The sequence below is a fragment of the Rhizobium sp. WYJ-E13 genome, assembly GCF_018987265.1.
GTDB lineage: Bacteria > Pseudomonadota > Alphaproteobacteria > Rhizobiales > Rhizobiaceae > Rhizobium.
Genome location: NZ_CP076853.1, coordinates 3,480,453 through 3,501,679 on the forward strand (window position 1 = coordinate 3,480,453; position 21,227 = coordinate 3,501,679).

The following is a 21,227-nucleotide window of genomic DNA, read 5'->3' on the forward strand; positions in this document are numbered from 1 at the left end:
CCTGATCTATATCAGCCCCACCGCCAACGTATAGTCCCTTAATCGGACATGGAGGAGCACCCGATGAAATCAGACAACCAGCAGAAACTGCGCGCCGACCGCGTCTGGCTCACCGAAGACGCCTGCGACCTCAGCGATTTCCGCGCACTCGCCGAAAAGATCACCGTCCTCACCGACTATCCGACCGCCTCTGCCGTCGAGAAGAACGTGCTGATCTATGACAGCCGCAAGATCATCGCTGTGGCCTCGACCCCGGAAGGTCGCCGCGCCATTCTTGCCGAAATCTGCGAGGCCTTCGGCATCGGTCCCGGCGTCGTCGTCTTCAAGCACGCCTACGAGGACACAGGCATCATCGACCGGGCGAGTACGATCTTCGACGAGATCATCGCGGAACAGCACCGCACTTCGACCGGCGGCGGCGACCATTTCGCCAAGCCGGGCGCCAACGACCGCATCTGGAACTCGCTCGAAAAGCACTGCCTGGCCGACCCCGAGAATTTCGCCCGCTACTACGGCAATGCCATCGTGGCGCTGGCAAGCGAGGCATGGCTTGGCCCCCATTACCAGATGACGGCGCAGGTCAACCGCGTGAACCCCGGCGGTGCTGCACAATCGGCCCACCGCGACTATCACCTCGGCTTCCAGTCTTCCGAGGTGATCGAGCAGTTCCCTGCCCATATTCACCGTCTCTCGCCGGTGCTGACGCTGCAGGGCGCGGTTGCTCATTGCGACATGCCGCTCGAAAGCGGCCCGACGCTTTTCCTGCCGCACAGCCAGACCTACGAGCCGGGTTACCTCGCCCTCAAGCGCCAGGAATTCAAGGATTATTTCGAGCAGAACCATGTGCAGCTGCCGCTGCAAAAGGGCGATGTCGTTTTCTTCAACCCTGCCCTCTTCCATGCCGCCGGCACCAACCGCTCGAAGGACATCAAGCGTGTCGCAAACCTGCTGCAGGTCTCCTCGGCATTCGGCAGGGCGATGGAAACCGTCGATCGCGAACGCATGAGCGCAAAACTCTTCCCCGCCCTCAAGGCACTGAAAGCCAAGCTTTCGGCCGGCGAGATCGCCAATGCCGTCGCCTCCTGCGCTGAAGGCTATTCCTTCCCCACCAATCTCGACCGCGACCCGCCGCTCGGCGGCCTTGCGCCGAAGACGCAGGCCCAGCTCATGCACGAGGCGCTTACGGAAGACTGGAGCGACGACGCGTTCACCAGAGCCTTGGCCGAACAGGCAGCCAGGAAGCTGAGCTGACGCGGCCACTGTAATATCTCATCATCTCAAAGCCCCTTGCCGCCGGTAAGGGGCCATTCGCATGTCATAGGAGGAGAAGACGTATGAGCACGGACTACGCCCGCCTCGACGGCAAGATCGCCATCGTCACCGGCGGCACCCAGGGCCTCGGCGCCACCATCGCCCGCCTCTTTGCCGATCGCGGCGCTGAAGGCATCGTCATTTGCGGCCGCAACGAAGCCAAGGGCAAGGCAAAGGCTGAGGAGATTGCGTCGAAGACGGGCGCCAAGGTTGTCTACGTCAAGGCCGATCTCGGCAAGGTCGAGGATACCAGGAATGTCGTCCAGGTCTGCGACCAAACCTTCGGCCGTGTCGATGCGCTGGTCAATGCGGCCGCCATCACCGACCGCGGCACCATCCTCGACACCAGCCCCGAACTCTTCGATGCCATGTTCGCCGTCAATGTCCGCGCCCCCTTCTTCCTGATGCAGGAAGCGGTCAAGGTCATGCGCCGCGAGGAGATCGAGGGCACCATCGTCAATATCGGCTCCATGTCCGCCAAGGCCGGCCAGCCCTTCATCGCCGCCTATTGCGCCTCCAAGGGTGCGCTGGAAACGCTGACGAAGAACACCGCCTATGCGCTGCTGCGCAACCGCATCCGCGTCAATGGCCTGAATATCGGCTGGATGGCCTCCGAAGGCGAAGACCGCATCCAGAGGGAATTTCACAAGGCCGACGACGACTGGCTCGCCAAAGCGGCGGCAAGCCAACCCTTCGGCCGGCTGGTCGATCCGGAAGAAGTGGCCCGCGCCTGCGCCTATCTCTCCTCGGCCGAATCCGGCCTGATGACCGGCTCCGTCATCTGCTTCGACCAATCGATCTGGGGCGCTTATGACGGCTCGCCCCATCCGGTGTCGGCACTCTGACGTGCCATTCGAGGTTCCAGAGCCCGACGCTTTCCGTCTTCGGGCTCTGGCAGATTTCTCCGTTTGCCGCTACGAAGAAACAAGAGCGATCTGGGAGGAATCGGGCATGGCTGGAAGCGAGCTTTATGACATCAAAGACGAGCGTTTTCGCGCGCTGATCGCCGGCAGTGCCGTGCTGGAAGAGCTTTACACGGGCTGCCGTTGGGCCGAAGGTCCTGTCTGGTTCTCGGATCTGAACTGCCTGCTCTGGAGCGATATTCCGAACGAACGCCTGATGCGCTGGGTGCCGGATGGCACCGTCTCCGTCTTCCGCTCGCCTTCGAACTACGTCAACGGCAATACCCGCGACCGGCAGGGTCGCCTGGTTTCTTGTGAGCATGGCGGCCGCCGCGTGACCCGGACCGAGCCGGATGGCCGCATCACCGTTCTTGCAGACAGCTACAACGGCAAGCGCCTGAATTCCCCGAACGACGTCGTGGTCAAGTCCGACGGCTCAATCTGGTTCACCGATCCGAGCTACGGCATCATGTCCGACTATGAAGGCCACAAGTCTCCGGAAGAGCAGGAAAGCCGAAACGTCTATCGCATTGATGCCGCGACTGGCGACATCGAAGCCGTCGTGACCGACTTCATCCAGCCGAATGGGCTGGCCTTCTCACCGGACGAACGCCAGCTCTTCATCGCCGATTCCGGTTCCGCCAATCATGACGTACCGCGCCATATCCGCGTCTTCGATGTCGTGGATGGCCGCAAGCTGACAAACAGCCGCTACTTCTGCTCGATCGACAGCGGCATACCGGATGGTTTCCGTTTCGATGTCTCCGGCAATCTATGGACGAGCGCTGCTGACGGCGTGCACTGCTTTGCCGCTGACGGGACGCTGCTCGGCAAGATCAAGGTACCGCAGACCGTGTCCAACGTCACCTTCGGCGGCCCCAAGAAGAACCGCCTCTTCATCACGGCGACACAATCGCTCTACTCGATCTATACGACGACCAACGGCGCACAGTATCCGTAAGGCCTGACGACTATTTCTGCGCCGCTGCCCGCAGCCCCTGCTGGAAGACTTGCTTCATCTCGGCAAAACCATCAAAGCCGAGGTGATGCGCGAAGCGGATGACGCTGGTCTGCGAGACATTGCAGCGCTCGGCGATCTTCTAGCTGCTTTCGAAAGCGAAGACATCAGGCCGCTCGGCGGCGAGCCGCGCCAGCGAATCGAGCCGCTGCGGCAGATCGCGATGGATGGAAACCCAGAATGCCTTGCTGAGAAAGGCATCTCCATCCGCCTTCATCGAAACGGTCTGCATTCCCTCCTCCATCGTTTACCGCCCGCGGAGACCAGGATCACCATGGTCCCAGCCCCCACGGGAGGATTTAATTTAGGCTTTTGCCTTGTCCGGCCGGCCGTGCAGCGGCTCCTTGCGGTGCCAGTTTTCGAGGATGCGCCCACCCGTGTGCTTCTGTTGCGCCCAGCGGATGCCATTCGAGATGACCTTGTGTACGGTCTTGTCGTGATAGATCGGATAGGTCTCATGGCCGGGGCTGAAGAAGAAGATGCGCCCGCGCCCGCGCTGGAAGGTGCAGCCGCTGCGAAACACCTCGCCACCGGAATACCAGGAAATGAACACCAGTTCGTCCGGCTGCGGAATGTCGAAGGGCTCGCCATACATTTCCGAGGCATTGACCTCGAAATAGGGCGGCAGTCCCTCGGCGATCGGATGCGAGGGATTGACCACCCAGACGCGCTCCAGATCGCCTTCCGGCGTCTCGCGCCATGAGAGGTTGGCGTTGGTGCCCATCAGCCGGCGGAAGAGCTTGGAGTGATGGCCGGAATGCAGGACAAGCAGGCCCATGCCCTTCAGCACCCGCTGCTGGACGCGGTCGATCAGCCCGTCGCTGACCTCCTCATGCGCCATATGCCCCCACCAGAGCAGCACGTCGGTATCGTTGAGCACGGAATCCGGCAGGCCTTCATCCGAATCGTCGAGCGTGCCGCGACGGATCTCGAAATCGGGATGGGCGATACCGGCTGCGATCGCGCCGTCGATGCGGTCAGGATAAATATCCTGAACTTCCTTGTGGACCTGCTCGTGGCGTCCTTCGTTCCAGATCGTGACCTTGATTGTCATGCTATTCCTCGATGTGTTTCAAGCCCCAATAGTTCAGGCGGTTGCCGAACGGACAACCCGGCCGGCGGAATCAAACAGATGGCAGGCGGCGCGATCGGCCGTCAGCGAAACGCGGTCGCCGGGACGGATGGTCATGTCTCCTTCCGTGCGCACGACGATCGGCTGCTGCTGCGAGCCAACCGTCAGATAGGTCTCGACGCCGAGCCGCTCGACGATGACGACCTCCGCCGAAAAATCACCCTGCCCTTGCGGCGCGAGCTTCAGATGTTCCGGCCGGATGCCGAGCTTCGCCTCGCCCTGCGGCACGGAACCGTCTGCATCCGAGAGATCGATCGCAAGACCGAGCGGGCTTTCCAGATGCACTTTGCCGGCATCCCGGCGCGTCGCCGTCATCGGCAGCACGTTCATTTTCGGCGAACCGATGAAGGTCGCCACGAACTCATTGTCTGGCTGGTGATAGAGTTCCATCGGCGCGCCCTGCTGGGCGACGACGCCCTTGTTCAGAACGACGATACGGTCGGCCATCGTCATCGCCTCGACCTGGTCATGCGTGACATAGACGACAGTCGCCTTCAGTTCCCGATGCAGGCGCTGCAGCTCGGCGCGCATCTGCACGCGCAGCGCCGAATCGAGGTTCGAGAGCGGCTCGTCGAACAGGATCAGCGACGGCTTCTTGATGATCGCACGGCCGATCGCCACACGCTGACGCTGGCCGCCGGATAGCGCGCCCGGCTTGCGGCTGAGATAGTCGGTCAGCTGCAGGATCTCGGCGACGCCTTCCACCTGCTTCTTGATGTCAGCTTCCGGCACCTTCTTGAGGCTCAGCGAGAAGCCGATATTCTCCGCGACGGTCATATGCGGATAGAGCGCGTAGGACTGGAACACCATGGCGATGCCGCGCTTGTCCGGCGGCACATCGTTGATGCGCTGGCCGTTCAGCACCAGATCGCCCTCGTCGATGCCTTCAAGGCCGGCAATCATGCGCAAGAGCGTGGACTTGCCGCAGCCGGACGGGCCGACGAAGACGGCAAATTCGCCGTCTTCCACCGTGATGTCGACGCCCTTGATGACTTCGAGCGCGCCATAGAATTTGCGAACGTTTCTGAGATTGATCATTCGTTTCTCTTTCTTGATCTCAGCCCTTCACACCGCCCGAAAAAGTCTGGACGAGGAAGCGCCGCGCAAAGCCGAAGGCGACGACGGCGGGCAGCAGGTAAATGAAGGCGAGAGCCGTCAGCAGTCCGTAATCGATCTCGTTGATGCGCAGGAAGGCGCGGAAAAGACCAAGCGGCAGCGTCTGCAGCTCTGGCGACGAAAGGAAGATCAGCGGCAACAGGAAATCCCCCCAGGCCGACATAAAGGCGAAGAGACCGGCAGCCGCAAGCCCGGGCATCGCAAGCGGAATCAGCACGCGGCGGATGCGCTGCATCATCGTCGCCCCGTCCATGACGGCTGCTTCCTCATAGTCGCGCGGCAGGCCATCGAAGAAGGTCTTCATGATCCAGAGCGCCAGTGGCAGCTGCATGGTGGCAAGCACCAGCATGATGCCGAGATAACCGTCGATGAACCCGGTCCAGCGCATGATATCGCGGGCATAGCTGCCGAAGATCGGCCTGAGAATCGCGCCTTCCGCATTGTTCAGCGTCAGCAGGAACTTGTAGAGCGGCACGACGAGTGCTGTCGGCGGCAGCACGCGGATGAGCAGGATCGCGTAAAGGAAGGGCAGCTTCCACCAGGCTCGCGTGCGCGACAGCGCATAACCGCCGAGCCCCGCAAGCACCATGACGATCAATGTGGCGCCGCCGACCACGAAGAGCGAATTGAACAGCCACTTCGCGCCGTCCTCCTTCGTGAAGACGCGCACATAGTTTGCGAGCGTCCACTGCTCCGGCCAGCGCAGGAAGAGCTGCGCATTGCCGTCGACGGAGGCGAGCAGCACCCAGAAGAAGGGCACGGCGCAAAAGATCGAGATGATCGACAGCGTGGCATAGGCGATGAGGTCGGAGCGGGTCTTGTTGGCACCTTCGCTCGGGGAAATAACGGCCATGTCAGACCTCCACCTTCATGGCCCGCACGTAGCCGATACCGAGGATCAGCGAGATGATGAGCGCGACGACCGCGACCGCAGCACCGTAGCCGAGCTGGAAGGCCGTAAACGACTGGTTGTAGATATAGATACTGACGACCTCCGTTGCCCCGCCCGGCCCGCCGCGCGTCAGCGCATAGACGAAGCCGAAGACGGCGATGGTGGAGACGGCCGAGATCAGCATGTAGAGCAGGATCGTCGGCATCATCAGCGGCAGGGTGATGCGGCGGAACATCTGCGAGGGTGTCGCGCCATCCATGCGCGCCGCCTCGTAAATTTCAGCGGGAATGGTGCTGAGGCCGGCCGTCAGCAGGATCATCGCAGTGGCAATACCGCGCCAGGTATTGACGATGATGATCATCGACAGTGGAAAGGCGTTCAGCCAGTCGGCCGGATTGATACCAAAGAAGGCGACGATGCGCGACAGAGTGGCATGTTCGCCGCCGGCCAGCATCGAGATCCACATGAAGCCGGCAACCACTTCCGGTGCGGCATTCGGCAGAAGAATGACCGAGGAGAAGAACTGGCGAAAACGGATCGGCCGCCGCAGCGCCATGGCCGAGACCAGCCCGAGCACGAACTGCCCGATGACGGCCGACCCCATGACAAAGACGAAGGTGACGAATAGCGAATTCCAGAATTTCGCATCGTTGAGAAGGCGCGCGTAGTTGCGGATGCCGACGAAACGCGGCCGCAGCGCCGCAGCCCCTGTCAGCGCCTCGTTGGTGAAGCTCAGATAGACGGAATAGAGGGCGGGATAGATCACAAAGGCCAGAAGCAGGATCAGCGACGGCAGCAGAACCAGCAGGAGTTGGCGCTCGGTTCGCTTTTCATGAGAGTTTCGGGCCATTGAAGCTCACAACCTTGTCGAATGAAATTGGGAGGACGCGGCGATCGTGCCGCGTCCCCGTCTTTGGCGGGAGGAAGATATCAATGACTTACTTGACCATGTCGTCGCCGAGCGTTTCCTTGACGTAATCGACAAGGATCTTCTGGGCGCCGGCAGCATCCGTCTCCTTGCGCAGCAGGGCCTCGGTAGCACGCGCCACGCCTTCGGCAACCGTGCCGAAGCCGGAAGCCTGCTTCAGGAAGACGCCGTTTCCAGCAGCGGCATGGATCGGAACGAGTTCCGTCAGCTTCTGGAATTCCGGATCCTTGGCAGCGTCCTTGCTGGCCGGGATGTTGCCGATGCGGGCAGCGTAGGAGACCTGCGTTGCGACCGAGCCGATTTCCATCAGCGCCTTCTTGGCAAGTTCCACATTGGCGGACTTGGAGTTGACGGCCCACGGAGCAGCGAGGTTGGCAAGCACATACTGGCCACCGCTCTGGCCCGGAACGGTCCAGGTGCCGACGATCTTGGTCACATCAGGGATCGGGTTCTTGCTCTCACGACCCCAGTCGAAGATGTAGCACCAGGAGCCGCAGGTGGTGGCGGCAAGCTTGCCGGCCGGGAACATTTCATATTTCGGCACGACCCAGGGCTCCGGTCCGAGCAGCGGCTGCACAGGCATCAGATCCTTGTCGATCAGCGTCTTGTAGACGTTGAAGACATCCTTCACGCCCTCGCCATTGAGATCGAGCTTGCCATCGGCATCAACGAGCTGCGGCGTCTTGGAGCCGACGATCAGATGCTGGAAGCCTTCGTCGAAAGCGCCGCTGCCCCAGGATACACCGGCCGGGAAGAGCAAGCCGTAAGAGCCGGTCTTCTGCTTGACCTCGGCGGCGCGGTCGAGAAGCTCCTGCCACGTTTTGGGTTGCTCCGTGGAAATGCCGGCCTTTTCGAGCACATCCTTGCGATAATAGATTTCCTGAATGCCGAGCATGAACGGCATCACATAGGTTTCGCCATCCGGGCTGACGGCAAGCTGCTTGGCGACGTCATAGAGGTTGGCATAACCATTCCAGGCCTTGAATTCGGTGGTCACAGGCGCGAGGTAGCCGGCTTCAACCATGTCGGCAACGGCAGCCGTCGTCGGGATGGAGAAGAGATCGGGTGCATTGCCGGCGCCAAGTTCGGTCAGAAGCTTGGTGAGATAATCCTTGTCCGGCGCCGGATATTCGACGACCTCGACGGTCACACCATATTTCTTCTCGATCCGCTCGACGGTCGACTTCATCGCGTCGATGCCGGCCTGACCGTGATTGGCAACACGAATTGTTTCCGCATGGGCCAGCGTCGAAACCGCGCTGAGCAGGATGGCGCACAGGCCACCGATAACCGTCTTCTTCAACGGAAGTCCTCCCTTTTTTAGAACTACGGCGCCCTCCAGCACCGGTGACAAAAATGTACACGCATTCTGCATGCTGACAAGATGATTTTTGAAACCGTAACCTTCGCAGATTTAAAATGTTGATTTTGTTGTATTATTTATAACTTGCACCAATCGTATCGTTTGTGTAATCGTTTGCACAACGATATCAGGGAGGATTTTGATGTCTCAGAAATTGCGCCTCGGCGTCATCGGCGCCGGCTTGAAGGCGGCCGAGTATGCTCAGAGCTGGGCAAAGATGCCGGAAATTGAATTCGCAGCACTCGCCGACACCAGCGAAGCCTCCCGAAAGCGCCTCATCGACGTCTGCACGGCGGCCGGTGCGCCAGAGCCGAAGAGCTTCGCCGATTACCGGGATCTGCTGGCAGAGTGCCGCGGCGAACTCGACATCATCTATGTCTCCACCCCGCACGCCTCCCATGCAGAGCAGGCGACAGCCGTTGCGGAAGCCGGCCTCGATCTCTTCCTCGAAAAGCCGATGGTGACCACCGTAGCAGAGGCCGAAACGCTGATCGCAGCTCAGAAGAAGAGCGGCGTCACCATCGTCACCGCCTTCCAGGGCGGGCTTTCGCCGCTGGTACTCGATACCCGCAAACGCGCGCTATTGGGCGAGTTCGGCGAACTGATCGCCATTTCCGGCATGATCTGGGAAAGCTGGTCTTCGAATTATGAGGGTCACTGGAAGCAGCAGCCGGAAATCTCTGGCGGTGGCTTCATGTTCGATACCGGCGCGCACATGATGAACACCGTCTGCCTGCTCGCCAATTCCGATTTCGACAGCGTTTCCGCCTATATGAACAATCACGGCAAGAAGGTCGATATCGCCACCGCGGTCTCCGCCCGCCTGAAGAACGGCGCGCTCGCGACGCTGACGGCCGCCGGCGAAGGCCCTCCCGGCTGCGCTTCCTACATCACCTTCTTCTATTCGAAGGCGATCGTGCGTATCGATGCTTGGGGCGGCTGGCGCGAAATCAGCGTCGGGCGCACCAGCGAGCCGCGCGAAGAGGCCGAAATTCTCAGCAATCCCATGAAGAATTTCCTCGCTATCCGCGCCGGAACGATGGAAAACTCCGGCTCCGTTGAAATGGGTCTCAGATTCGCTAGGCTCTGGGATGCAATCAAGGAATCGGCAGCAGCCGACGGCACCCCCGTCAGGATTGCCGGATAGGCGCAAGACGATGAGCGGAACGAACAGACGGCGGATCACCTCGAAGGAACTGGCGAAACTGGCCGGCGTCTCCTCGGCGACGATATCGAGGGCCTTTTCGCCGGATTCGAGGATCGGCAGCGCCACGCGCGACCGCATCCTCGCCGTTGCCCGTGAATATGGCTACCAGCCGAATGCGATCGCCCGTTCGCTGAACAACCAGCGTTCGCGCCTCGTCGCCCTCGTTGTCAACGCCATCGGCAACCCTTGCGAGGCCGAGGAGCAGCAGCTTCTCGTCCATCGCCTGCAGGCCCGCCAGCTCCTGCCCATCATTCTCTGCTGCGCCGATCATTCGGATCGGCTGCAGCTGATGCGGCTCGCCTCCACCTATCAGGTCGATCACGTCGTCATCTTCTCCGACATGGTGTCGATGCAGGATGCGGTCGACATCTTCCATACGACCAAGCCGATCATCGTTTCCTTCGAACCATTGGAAAACGAGGATGTCTCCAACATCCGCATCGATGGCGCGGTCGGCGCCGGCGAGATCATCGACAAGATCGTCGGCGACGGCAAACGGCGCTTCGCCTATCTCTCCGGCACCAAATCGAGCTGGATCGACAAGCTGCGCCGCAAGTGGTTTGCGGACGCTCTGGCGCGTCACGGCCTTGCCTTCGAAGCGGAAGCCTTCGGCGATTATTCCTACGATTCCGGCTTCAAGGAGGCAGTCCTGCTGCTGCACCGTTCCAAGGTCGATGCCATCATCTGCGGCAACGATGTGATGGCGATCGGCGCGCGCGATGCCGCCCGCCGCGTGCTCGGAAAGAATACGCCTGGGGATATCGCCATCGTCGGCCAGGATGGCATTGCCATGGCCGCCTGGGACTGCAACGACCTGACGACGCTGAGCCTCGACCACGCAGCCTTCATGGACGCGGTCGTCGAGGTGATCGAACGTCATGAGGCCGGCGACGAAGGCCCGCACAGCATTACGCTTGCCTGCACACCCCGCTGGGGTTCGACCGCCTGAGGGGCGGCTCCAGTCATTCGCATCGAGGAGGAATATCGATGACCATCCTTTCACGCGCCGTTATCAGGCGCCGCCTCTCCCTAGCCGCGCGCCGGAGAGCCTGAGATGCGTTCCGTCGTTTCCCTCAATGAATCCTGGAGCTTCCACGAAGGGTTTGGCCAGCGCCTGACCGAGGCTTTCGACGGCGACTATATGGTCAGCCTGCCCCATACGGCTGTCGAGCTGCCCTTCAACTATTTCGACGAGAAGCGCTACCAGCGCGCCTTCACCTATCAGAAGGTGCTGCGCTGGCTGCCGGAATTCGAAGGCCGCGAGGTCTCCATCCTCTTCGATGGCGCCATGGCCGATAGCGTCGTCTATCTGAACGGCGAAGAAATCATTGCCCATAAGGACGGTTACACGCCTTTCGAAGCCCGTCTGACCGGCAAACTCATCAAGGGCGAGAACCTGATCACGGTCAAGATCGACGGCAGCGAGAACCCCGCCATCCCGCCCTTCGGCGGTCGCATCGACTATCTCACCTATGCTGGCATCTATCGCGACGTCTGGCTGAAGGTCACCGACAGGGTCTCCATCCGCAATCTCAAGATCGAGACCCACGACGTTCTGTCCGACATGAAATCGGCGACCGTGCGCATCGATATCGCCAACCCGCAGAACCTGACCTATGCGGCAACCATTACCGCCTCGCTGAAGGATGCAGGTGGCATCATTCTCGCAAGTGCCGCCGGTGAGACGATCGGCTCGGTGACAACCCTCTCCTTCGGCGGCCTGACCGGCATTGAACTGTGGGACCTGGCAAACCCGGCGCTCTACGAAGTTGTCGTCGATCTCAGAACCGAACACGGCTCAGACAGAACTTCCGCTCATTTCGGCTTCCGCACCGCCAAATTCACGCCGGAAGGCTTCCTGCTCAACGGCCGCCCCGTGAAGCTCCAGGGCCTCAACCGCCATCAGGCCTACCCCTATGTTGGGTACGCTGCCGGCCGCTCCGCACAGGAGCGTGACGCCGATATGATGAAGAAGGTGCTGAAGTGCAATATCGTGCGCACTTCGCACTATCCGCAGTCGAAATGGTTCCTCGACCAGTGCGACCGCATCGGCCTGCTCGTATTCGAAGAAATCCCCGGCTGGCAACATATCGGCGATCTCGATTGGCAGAGAGAGTCCATCGAAAACGTTCGCCGCATGATCGAGCGCGACTGGAATCACCCCTCGATCATCATCTGGGGCGTGCGCATCAATGAATCGCTCGATAGCCACGACTTCTATACCGCCACCAATCGCCTGGCCCACGAACTCGATTCCACCCGCCAGACTGGCGGCGTTCGCTACCTGACCGAAAGCGAGCTTCTGGAAGACGTCTATACGATGAACGACTTCATCCTCGGCAACGAGGAATTGCCGGGCGCCAATCGCCCACGCACGGCGCTTCGCAGCCAGCAGGAAAATACCGGCCTCTCCTACAAGGTCCCCTACATCATTACCGAATTCAACGGCCACATGCATCCGACCAAGATGTATGATGCCGAGCAGCGCCAGGCCGAGCATGTGCGCCGCCACCTGGAAGTGCTGAACGCCGCCTATGGCGATCCGGATATTTCAGGAGCGATCGGCTGGTGCATGTTCGATTATAACACGCACAAGGATTTCGGCTCCGGCGACCGCATCTGCTATCACGGCGTCATGGACATGTTCCGCGAACCGAAATTCGCGGCCTATGTCTATGCCAGCCAGTGCGACCCTTCGGATGAGATCATCATGAAACCGGTCACCTTCTGGGCGCGCGGCGAGCGCAGCATCGGCGGCGTGCTGCCGCTGATCATCCTGACCAATTGCGATGAGGTGGAGCTGACATACGGCTCTCTGACCAAGCGCATCGGCCCGGACCGCGAAAACTATCCGCACTTGCCGCATCCGCCCGTCGTGCTCGACCACCGCCATTTCACCCAGGACGAACTCGGCCGCTGGGGCCTGGAATGGATCGACGGCGAATTCACCGGCTTCATCAACGGCGAGCCTGTGGCCAGCCTGACGCTCGCCGCCGATCCGCTGCCGACCGCACTGGAGGTAGCGCCCGACAGCACCACGCTGAAGGCCCGCGAACGCGACACGACCCGCGTCGTCATCCGCGCGCTCGACCAGCGCGGCCAGCGCCTGCCCTTTCTGAACGATGTGGTGACCCTGACGGTCAAAGGTCCTGCTAAGATTGTCGGCCCGACGGCCGTACCGCTCCAGGGCGGCACGACGGGTTTCTGGCTGGAGGCAACCGGCTTGACCGGCGAAATCACCGTCGAAGCGACCTCAAGCCGCTTCGCACCAGTCACGCTCTCGGTAGCGGCCGTCTGACGGCCGCCAGAGAATATTTTGCTGGCTAAGCGATCCTGAGCTGGCTTGCAGGATCGAAGAAGACCGCCTTGTCGAGATTGAAGGCAAGGCGGGTATTCTGGCCCGGCAGGATGCCGGTATCCGCTCCAAGGCGCGCCACTACCGACTTGCCGCCGAGCTTGGTGACGGCAAAGGTATCCGACCCGGCCGGCTCCACGACCTCGATGGCGCAATCGCCATGAACGACCGACTTCGCCTTGCGGTCGGCTCCGTCGATATCCGTCAGTGCTTCCGGACGGATCCCGAAGATGACCTGCTTGCCGGCATAACCCGTGAGGCTGTTATTGCCGGCATTGACGGGCAGCTTCAGCGGTTCGCCATTCGGCCGTTCCAGCGAGACCTGGAGCCCGCCGGCACCGTTTTCAACGGTGGCGTTCAGCAGGTTCATCGCCGGCGAGCCCATGAAATCAGCTACGAAGACATTGGCCGGGCTGTTATAGATTTCTGCCGGCGTACCGAACTGCTGCAGCACGCCGTCCTTCAGCACAGCGATCTTCGTCGCCAGCGTCATCGCCTCGATCTGGTCATGGGTGACGTAGACGATCGTCGTTCCCATGCGCTGATGCAGACGCTTGATTTCCGTGCGCATGTCGACACGCAGTTTCGCATCGAGATTGGAGAGCGGCTCATCGAAGAGGAAGACCTGCGGATTGCGCACCAGTGCGCGGCCCATCGCGACGCGCTGACGCTGGCCACCCGAAAGCTGCGAGGGTTTGCGATCGAGCAGATGGCCGATCTGCAGCATGTCGGAGACCTGCTTGATCGCCTTTTCCCGCTCTTCCTTCGGCACGCCGCGGATTTCCATGCCGAAGGCGATGTTGCCGGCAACGGTCATGTTCGGGTAGAGCGCGTAGCTCTGGAACACCATGGCGATATCGCGCTTGGACGGGTGCAAGCCGTTGATGGAGCGGCCATCGATGCGGATCTCACCCGAAGTGATGGCTTCGAGCCCGGCAATGGTGTTGAGCAGCGTGGACTTGCCGCAGCCGGACGGACCCACCAGAACCAGGAAGCCGCCCTTTTCGAGTTCCAGATCGATCCCCTTGAGAATGTCGACGGCGCCGAAGCGCTTCTTGAGACCGGAAATTTCAAGGAAAGCCATGGATCACCCTTTGACGGCGCCCGCCATCAGACCGCGCACGAAATAGCGGCCGGCGAGGATATAGACGATGAGCGTAGGAACGGCCGCGATCATCGCCGCAGCCATGTTGACATTGTATTCGACCACGCCGGTCGAGGTATTGACGACATTATTGAGCGCCACCGTCATCGGCATGGAGTCACCCGTACCGGCATAAGCCGAGGCGAAGAGGAAATCGTTCCAGATATTGGTGAACTGGTAGATGACCGTCACCACGATAATCGGCAGCGAATTCGGCAGCATGATGCGGCGGAAGATCTGAAAGAAGCTTGCGCCATCCACCTGCGCGGCCTTCACGAGTTCCGTCGGAAACGCCTCATAGAAATTGCGGAAGAACAGCGTCGTGAAGCCGAGGCCATAGACCACGTGCACGAAGACGAGGTTCACAGTCGGATTGCCGAAGCCGAAGCTGAAACTCGTTGCATTCTGCAGCGTCGTTCCGAAACGGCCGAGCGCGCCGAGAATAGTCGCCATCGGCAGCAGCACCGACTGGAACGGGATGAAGCAGGCAAAGAGCATGAGGCCGAAGACCAGCGTATGGCCCGGAAAGCGCCACTTGGTCAGTACATAGCCGTTGAGCGCGCCGAGAACGGTCGAGATCGCCACTGCCGGCACGACCATCTTGATCGAATTCCAGAAGTAGCCCTTGATGCCGGCGCAGGTGAGGCCGACGCAGGCCTCGCCCCAGGCCTTGAACCAGGCATCGAACGTCGGTGACTGCGGCAGCGCGAGCATATTGCCGCCCTGAATTTCGTCCATGGTCTTGAACGAAGTCGTCAGCATGACGAAGAGCGGCATCAGGTAGAGAACGGCAAAGATCAGCAGCAGCCCGTAGATGATGACGCGGCCGATCCAGCGACCGCTGTTGCCGCCCTGCGCGACCTCGGAAGAGGTAATACTGCTCATCGCGCCTTCTCCCTCAGTTCGGAATAGAGATAGGGAACGATGATTGCCGAGATCGTCATCAGCATGATGATGGCGCTTGCAGAACCGACAGCCATTTCATTTCGCTTGAACGTATACTCATACATGAAGTTGGACGGCAGCCATGCCGAGCCGCCGGGACCGCCCGATGTAAGCGCCACGACAAGGTCGTAGGACTTGATCGCCATATGCGCGAGCACGATAAAGGCCGACAGGAAGATCGGCCGCAGCATCGGAATGACGATGCGCCGGTACATCTGGAAGGGCGATGCGCCGTCGATCTGCGCCGCCTTCATGATTTCGCCGTCAATGCCACGCAGGCCGGCCAGGAACATTGCCATGACGAAACCGGAGGCCTGCCAGACACCGGCGATGACGACAGTGTAGATGACGAAATCCTTGTTCTTGATCCAGTCGAAATGAAAGCTCGTCCAGCCGAGATGATGCAGCGTCTGCTCAAGCCCGAGGCCCGGATCAAGGAACCACTTCCAGGCGACGCCCGTCACGATGAAGGACAGCGCCATCGGATAGAGGAAAATCGGCCGCAATATGCCTTCGCCGCGGATCTTTTGGTCGAGAAGGATCGCCAGCAGCAGCCCGAGCGCCAGGCAGATGAAAATATAGAGGAAGCCGAAGATCCCCATATTGGTGATCGATGTGTACCAGGAGGACGGCGGGTCGCTCTCGAAGGTCCAGCGCCAGAGCCGTTGATAGGCGCGCGAGCCCGTCAGCGCATAGGATGGAAAGGTCTTGGAATTTGTAAAGGAAAGATAGGCCGTCCAGACGATGAAGCCGTAGACGAAGATCACCGTGATGAGGAAACTCGGCGCCAATACGATTCTCGGCAATGCATCCTGCAGTCGGCCGCGAATGGACGTGCGGGTTGAGGGCTTCGACGTCAGGACCGGATCCGTGGTCGCAACTGTGCTCATGTGATCATCTCCTCCCTGCGCAGCAGGGCTGTGGCTTCCCCGCAAGGGGCGGGAAAGCCTTTGTCATTAGAATTAGCGAGCGTCGTCGATAGCCTGGACGAGCTGGGTAACAGCTTCGTCAGAGGTCTTGATCTGACCATGGACGAACTTCGAGACGACGTCCTTATAGGCGTTGGCGATCGCCGGAGGAGCACCATAGCCCTGAGCAAGCGAGCCGAACAGCGTACCGCCTTCGTTGGCAGCCTTCAGATCGGCAATGCCCTTCTTGCCGCAAGCGTCGAAATCCGTATCCGGAACGTCGGTACGGGCCGGAACCGAACCCTTGACGACGTTGAAGGCGGACTGGAAGCTCTTGGACAGCGTTGCCGTGGCAAGCGCCACCTGAGCGGCCTTGCGGTCGTCAGGAACGTTGAACATGCCGAACATGTCGGAGTTGTAGACCACGCTGCCCTCGGTGCCCGGGAAACGGTAGCACAGGAAGTCGGTATCCGGGGTCTTCTTGGCGGCAACGAATTCGCCCTTCGCCCAGTCGCCCATGACCTGCACCAGAGCATCACCCTTGATGACCATGGCCGTCGCCAGGTTCCAGTCGCGGCCCGAGAAGTTCGGATCGACATATTTGATGATCTTGGCGAGGTTATCGAAGGACTTCTTCATCGTGTCGGACTTCAGCGATTCCTCGTCGAGGTCGTTGAAAGCCTTCTTGTAGAATTCCGGGCCGCCGGTCGACAGCACGATGGAGTCGAACATCGTGGCTTCCTGCCAGTTCTGACCGCCGAGCGCGAGCGGAATGACGCCGGCTGCCTTTGCCTTGTCGAGCAGGGCGATCAGGTCGTCGAAGGTCTTCGGCTGCGTGCCGCCGATCTTGTCCATGACGGACTTGTTGATCCACAGCCAGTTGACGGAGTGAACGTTGACAGGGGCTGCGACCCACTTGCCGTCATAGACGGAGAACTTCTGCAGGGCCGCCGGGACGGATTTGTCCCAGCCCTCTTTCTTTGCCGTCTCGGTCAGGTCACCCATGACGCCTGCCTGGGCGTAATCGAGCACGGTATAGCCGAGCATCTGAGAAGCAGTCGGATAGGTGCCCGCGGCAACCATCGCCTTCAGCGCGGTCATGGCTGCGTCGCCGCCACCGCCTGCGACCGGTACGTCCTTCCAGGCAAAGCCTTCCTTGGCAAGGTCCTGCTTCAGCACGTTGAGCGCCGCGGCTTCACCGCCCGACGTCCACCAGTGCAGCATCTGGACTTCCTTGACGTCAGCCGCGTGAGCGCTGCCGAAACCAGCCATCATCACGACAGCAAGAGCTGCCGAGCTCAAAAACTTGCGCATGAATATCCTCCCGTTCGTAAGTGGCGGCGAGACCCACCTCGCCCGCCCCGATGTCTTCCGCCGTGAGGGCGGCCAAACATCACGCTACCGCACCTCCCAGCGCGGTTACCAATTTAAAACGTTATAAATGCTCTTACGTCAAGTCCTTCCTCGACTCCCGAGAAAAATATGATTAGTTCGATAACTATTGATTTTATTTGCTTTTTTCTGAACGCTTAAGAAACCGTAAAAATTTAAATCGTTTGCATTGATTGATTGCGTGCCGGTTTCATCGTGTTATGGTAGCCGCGATCCCCAGCATGGAAATGTCCTTGGTGACCGAATCGTCTCAATTGCAACGTGGTGAAAATCCGGATGGCACGCAAAAGCGTGGTAAGCCGACGTTGCGCACGATCGCGACGTTGACCGGTCTTGCGGTAACCACTGTTTCCCGTGCACTCAGCGACGCACCGCAAATATCGGTCGATACCCGCGAACGCGTCCACCGCATCGCCCGCGAGATCGGCTATCTGCCGGACCGGGCGGCCCAGCGCTTGAAGACGGGTCGCACCAATGTCATCAGCATCCTTCTCGATCCGCACCAGGAAGTGGTCGGCTTCGGCACTGCCATCATGTACGGCATCGCCAAAGCTCTGAAGGAGACCTCCTACCACCTCGTTGTCGCCCCGAACTTCCTGTCGACGACGGATCTCGAAGCGGCGGAATATATCGTGCGCAACAATTTCGCCGATGGCCTGATCTTCACGCGGACAGAGCCTTTCGATGCGCGGGTGCGGATGCTGCAGGAAGTCGGCTTTCCCTTCGTATCGCATGGTCGCACGGAGTTTTTGACCCCGCATCCTTACGTCGATTACGACAATTACACCTTCGCCTATGAAGCCACCCGGCGGCTGATCGCCAAGGGCAGAACGAAAGTCACTGTCATCATGCCGCCGAAGCGACTGACTTTCAGCCAGCACATTCTCCATGGGTTCATGACTGCGGTGCGCGAGGCCGGTATCGCCTACGAAATATCGGAAGCGGTCACACTCGATTCACCGGCCAATGAACTCAGGGATTTCTTCCGCGCACGCGCCGCCACACCCGACGTTCCCGATGGCTTTGTTTGCCCAGGCGAAGTTTCTGCGCTGGCGCTCGTCAGCGCCATGAGCGATGCTGGCCTCACACTGGCAGAAGACTACGATATCGTCGCAAAGGAAACGTCGCGTCTCCTGACCCACCTCCAGCCGAAGATCGAGACCATCTATGAGGATCTGGTCGAGGCGGGGGAACATCTCGGCCACATGCTGCTTCAGCGCATCAGTAATCAGGCAACGGAAAACCGGAGCCTGCTCCTGCCGCCGCAGATCAATTTTCCGGTAGCCTAAGCCGCGTCACGACCGGCTGTCGGCTTTTCGCGGAAAGCGAAGACTTCGACCGGCTCCCCAAGCCCGCGCAGGGGAAAAGTGCCGAGATTGTCCATCTCTTCCGTGCAGGTCGCCATCTCAACGAAAGCGCGAGATAAAAGCACCGACCGCTTGACCTCCTTGGTTAAGGTTTCAAGCCGCGAAGCGACATTGACCGCAGGGCCGATGACCGTGAAGTCCAGCCGACGGCGCGACCCGATATTGCCATACATGACGTCGCCGACGTGGACGCCAACGCCATAGCGTAAGGGATCACGGCCCCGGCGCAGATGCTGCTCATTCAGTTTCGCCATCGCCTCCTGCCCCTCACGGATTGCCGTCAGCAGATCATGACAGGCCGAAGGCTTCGACAGCGGGAAGATGGCGAGCAGTCCGTCGCCCATGAACTTCAGTATTTCGCCGCCGTGCCGTTCGATCGGATCGGACATGGCATCGAAATAATCGTTGAGCAGATGAATGACGTCATCACGCGGCCAGAGGTCGGAGATCGCCGTGAAATCGCGCAGGTCGCAGATCATGATTGCTGCGCCAACGGTCGTACCGCTGCCGCGGGTAATGACGCCGGAGAGAATTTGTTCGCTTGCGTGCGGCCCCACATAGGTCTGCAGCAGTGTACGCGCCATGATGTTCTTCAGCCGGATTTCACTGACCAGCGTCAGGGCGGGTAGAAGATCGCGCAGGAAATCCACGTGTTCGCTTGTAAAACCACCTGGCCGCTTGGTCGAGAAGGTGACGACATGTCGCTTTCCGAACGTATGATCGATCGGCCAGGCGATATATTCGGAGTAGTCGTCGTCGCGCAGTTCCTGGAAGAAGGGATAGTCGTCGCCTTCCCACAAATCCTCCAGGTTTTTCCGCACCTCATTGGCTCCGCTATGGATCTCGTTGACCGGGCTGTTAAGGAATTGCGGCGTGGTTTCCACCCCATAGGCAAAGGTGTCGATCTTCGCCTCGTCCATGCCTTCCACCCACAGGATGCGGGCGCCGATCCATTGCGGATGGTTCGTACGGAAATGCAAGCTGGACCGGTTCACCGGCACGCCGGCTGCCAGCAGCCGCTTGCACATCTCCACCAGGATATTGTCGATAAAACGCTCGCTGCGGGTCTCGTTGATCAGCCAATCGAGAATCCGGCGCCTGCGGATAGGCCAGACGCCTTCGGCAGCTTCGCTTGCCGGATCAGTCGCTTCCAAAGAGGGCCTCATAAAAAACTCCCGCTACGCCACATTCAACGAATATACCGGGCTGAATGTGGGCGATAGCGGACCGAATGATAAGAGGCTTCGTAAAGATAAACCTCAGAAATCCCAGTCTTCGTCCTCGGTCGCCACCGCCTTGCCGATGACATAGGACGAGCCGGAGCCCGAAAAGAAGTCATGGTTCTCATCGGCATTCGGCGAAAGCGCCGACAGGATTGCCGGATTAACCTTGCAGGCTTCGGCCGGAAACAGCGCTTCGTACCCGAGGTTCATCAACGCCTTGTTGGCGTTGTAATGCAGGAACTTCTTGACGTCCTCGGTCAGGCCAACTCCGTCATAGAGCGCTTCGGTATATTTCGCTTCGTTGTCGTAAAGTTCGAGCAGCAGGTCGAAGGCGAAATCCTTGATCTCTTGGCGGCGCTCTTCGGAGAGCTTTTCAAGTCCGCGCTGGAACTTGTAACCGATATAATAGCCATGCACGGCCTCATCTCTGATAATGAGGCGGATCATGTCGGCGGTGTTGGTGAGCTTCGCCCGGCTCGACCAGTACATCGGCAGATAGAAGCCGGAATAGAAGAGGAAGCTTTCGAGGAAGACGCTCGCGACCTTCTTCTTCAGGGGATCGCCGGAAGCATAGTGCTCCATGATCAGCGCCGCTTTGCGCTGCAGGAACTCGTTCTCCTCCGACCAGCGATAGGCATCGTCGACATCGGGCGTCAGGCAAAGCGTCGAGAAGATCGAGGAATAGGAGCGCGCATGAACCGCCTCCATGAAGGAGATGTTGGAGAGCACCGCCTCCTCATGCGGAGTTGCCGTATCCGCCATCAGTTTGACGGAGCCGACACCGTTCTGGATCGTATCGAGCAACGTCAACCCGGTGAAAACACGGATCGTCAACTGCTGCTCGACCGGCGTCAGCGTCGCCCAGGAGGGAATGTCGTTCGACAGCGGCACTTTCTCGGGCAGCCAGAAATTGCCGGTCAGGCGGTTCCAGACTTCAAGATCCTTGTCGTCCTCGATACGGTTCCAGTTGATGGCGCGCACGCGGCTGACCGGCTTGAATTGCATGTTCATCATTGTCTCCGGT

Annotated in this window: 20 protein-coding genes; 7 read left to right on the forward strand and 13 right to left on the reverse strand. The window is 60.1% G+C overall.

The window, feature by feature from the left end; genetic code table 11:
• Positions 1-63: 63 nt before the first annotated feature.
• The 3 genes from KQ933_RS17345 to KQ933_RS17355 all read left to right on the forward strand — a co-directional run bounded on the left by KQ933_RS17345 (position 64) and on the right by KQ933_RS17355 (position 3,174).
• Entirely contained in the window at positions 64-1,251 is a 1,188-nt protein-coding gene (locus KQ933_RS17345; protein WP_216756021.1) for a phytanoyl-CoA dioxygenase family protein, read from the forward strand.
• 83 nt (positions 1,252-1,334) lie between these two features.
• Positions 1,335-2,156: an SDR family oxidoreductase gene (locus tag KQ933_RS17350; RefSeq protein WP_216756022.1), complete on the forward strand. Its 822-nt coding sequence runs from the start codon at positions 1,335-1,337 to the stop codon at positions 2,154-2,156.
• A 106-nt stretch (positions 2,157-2,262) separates the two neighbouring features.
• Positions 2,263-3,174, forward strand: a complete 912-nt coding sequence (locus tag KQ933_RS17355; protein WP_216756023.1) for an SMP-30/gluconolactonase/LRE family protein — start codon at positions 2,263-2,265, stop codon at positions 3,172-3,174.
• 10 nt (positions 3,175-3,184) lie between these two features.
• Here KQ933_RS17355 and KQ933_RS33825 read toward each other — a convergent pair whose 3' ends face one another.
• The 7 genes from KQ933_RS33825 to KQ933_RS17390 form a co-directional block, all read right to left on the reverse strand.
• The gene (locus tag KQ933_RS33825) at positions 3,185-3,310 is read right to left on the reverse strand and encodes a hypothetical protein (protein ID WP_216758939.1); all 126 of its coding nucleotides are present in this window, start codon (positions 3,308-3,310) and stop codon (positions 3,185-3,187) included.
• A gap of 3 nt (positions 3,311-3,313) precedes the next feature.
• Positions 3,314-3,463, reverse strand: coding sequence for a hypothetical protein (locus tag KQ933_RS17365; RefSeq protein WP_216756024.1), 150 nt, complete (start codon positions 3,461-3,463; stop codon positions 3,314-3,316).
• Between the two features lie 72 nt (positions 3,464-3,535).
• The gene (locus KQ933_RS17370; RefSeq protein ID WP_216756025.1) at positions 3,536-4,285 is read right to left on the reverse strand and encodes a ThuA domain-containing protein; all 750 of its coding nucleotides are present in this window, start codon (positions 4,283-4,285) and stop codon (positions 3,536-3,538) included.
• A gap of 33 nt (positions 4,286-4,318) precedes the next feature.
• The gene (locus KQ933_RS17375; protein ID WP_216756026.1) at positions 4,319-5,401 is read right to left on the reverse strand and encodes an ABC transporter ATP-binding protein; all 1,083 of its coding nucleotides are present in this window, start codon (positions 5,399-5,401) and stop codon (positions 4,319-4,321) included.
• Positions 5,402-5,420: 19 nt separating this feature from the next.
• Positions 5,421-6,332: a carbohydrate ABC transporter permease gene (locus KQ933_RS17380; protein WP_216756027.1), complete on the reverse strand. Its 912-nt coding sequence runs from the start codon at positions 6,330-6,332 to the stop codon at positions 5,421-5,423.
• Position 6,333: 1 nt separating this feature from the next.
• Positions 6,334-7,221 (reverse strand): carbohydrate ABC transporter permease, encoded by an 888-nt coding sequence (locus KQ933_RS17385; RefSeq protein WP_216756028.1) that lies wholly within the window; start codon positions 7,219-7,221, stop codon positions 6,334-6,336.
• Positions 7,222-7,309: 88 nt separating this feature from the next.
• Positions 7,310-8,602 (reverse strand): ABC transporter substrate-binding protein, encoded by a 1,293-nt coding sequence (locus KQ933_RS17390; protein ID WP_216756029.1) that lies wholly within the window; start codon positions 8,600-8,602, stop codon positions 7,310-7,312.
• 202 nt (positions 8,603-8,804) lie between these two features.
• Between KQ933_RS17390 and KQ933_RS17395 the strand changes: the two genes are divergently transcribed.
• The 3 genes from KQ933_RS17395 (at position 8,805) to KQ933_RS17405 (ending at position 13,167) form a co-directional block, all read left to right on the forward strand.
• Entirely contained in the window at positions 8,805-9,809 is a 1,005-nt protein-coding gene (locus KQ933_RS17395) for a Gfo/Idh/MocA family protein (RefSeq protein ID WP_216756030.1), read from the forward strand.
• Positions 9,810-9,819: 10 nt separating this feature from the next.
• Positions 9,820-10,818 carry a LacI family DNA-binding transcriptional regulator gene (locus tag KQ933_RS17400; protein ID WP_216756031.1) on the forward strand — a complete coding sequence of 333 codons (999 nt, stop codon included), beginning with the start codon at positions 9,820-9,822 and terminating at the stop codon, positions 10,816-10,818.
• Positions 10,819-10,923: 105 nt separating this feature from the next.
• Positions 10,924-13,167: a glycoside hydrolase family 2 protein gene (locus KQ933_RS17405; protein ID WP_216756032.1), complete on the forward strand. Its 2,244-nt coding sequence runs from the start codon at positions 10,924-10,926 to the stop codon at positions 13,165-13,167.
• 25 nt (positions 13,168-13,192) lie between these two features.
• Here the strand turns inward: KQ933_RS17405 and KQ933_RS17410 are convergent, their stop codons facing one another.
• The 4 genes from KQ933_RS17410 to KQ933_RS17425 all read right to left on the reverse strand — a co-directional run bounded on the left by KQ933_RS17410 (position 13,193) and on the right by KQ933_RS17425 (position 17,535).
• Entirely contained in the window at positions 13,193-14,308 is a 1,116-nt protein-coding gene (locus KQ933_RS17410) for an ABC transporter ATP-binding protein (protein WP_183748441.1), read from the reverse strand.
• Between the two features lie 3 nt (positions 14,309-14,311).
• Positions 14,312-15,253: a carbohydrate ABC transporter permease gene (locus tag KQ933_RS17415; RefSeq protein ID WP_216756033.1), complete on the reverse strand. Its 942-nt coding sequence runs from the start codon at positions 15,251-15,253 to the stop codon at positions 14,312-14,314.
• Positions 15,250-16,203, reverse strand: a complete 954-nt coding sequence (locus KQ933_RS17420) for a carbohydrate ABC transporter permease (protein ID WP_216756034.1) — start codon at positions 16,201-16,203, stop codon at positions 15,250-15,252. Before KQ933_RS17420 ends, KQ933_RS17415 begins: the two co-directional genes overlap by 4 nt.
• 72 nt (positions 16,204-16,275) lie before the next feature.
• Positions 16,276-17,535, reverse strand: coding sequence for an ABC transporter substrate-binding protein (locus tag KQ933_RS17425; RefSeq protein WP_192729056.1), 1,260 nt, complete (start codon positions 17,533-17,535; stop codon positions 16,276-16,278).
• Between the two features lie 314 nt (positions 17,536-17,849).
• Here KQ933_RS17425 and KQ933_RS17430 point away from each other — a divergent pair, with 314 nt between their 5' ends.
• Positions 17,850-18,902 carry a LacI family transcriptional regulator gene (locus KQ933_RS17430; RefSeq protein ID WP_216756035.1) on the forward strand — a complete coding sequence of 351 codons (1,053 nt, stop codon included), beginning with the start codon at positions 17,850-17,852 and terminating at the stop codon, positions 18,900-18,902.
• Here KQ933_RS17430 and KQ933_RS17435 read toward each other — a convergent pair.
• The gene (locus KQ933_RS17435; protein WP_216756036.1) at positions 18,899-20,146 is read right to left on the reverse strand and encodes an adenylate/guanylate cyclase domain-containing protein; all 1,248 of its coding nucleotides are present in this window, start codon (positions 20,144-20,146) and stop codon (positions 18,899-18,901) included. The genes KQ933_RS17430 and KQ933_RS17435 overlap by 4 nt on opposite strands.
• Before the next feature lie 93 nt (positions 20,147-20,239).
• Positions 20,240-21,214, reverse strand: a complete 975-nt coding sequence (gene nrdF, locus KQ933_RS17440) for a class 1b ribonucleoside-diphosphate reductase subunit beta (protein ID WP_216756037.1) — start codon at positions 21,212-21,214, stop codon at positions 20,240-20,242.
• Positions 21,215-21,227: the final 13 nt, after the last annotated feature.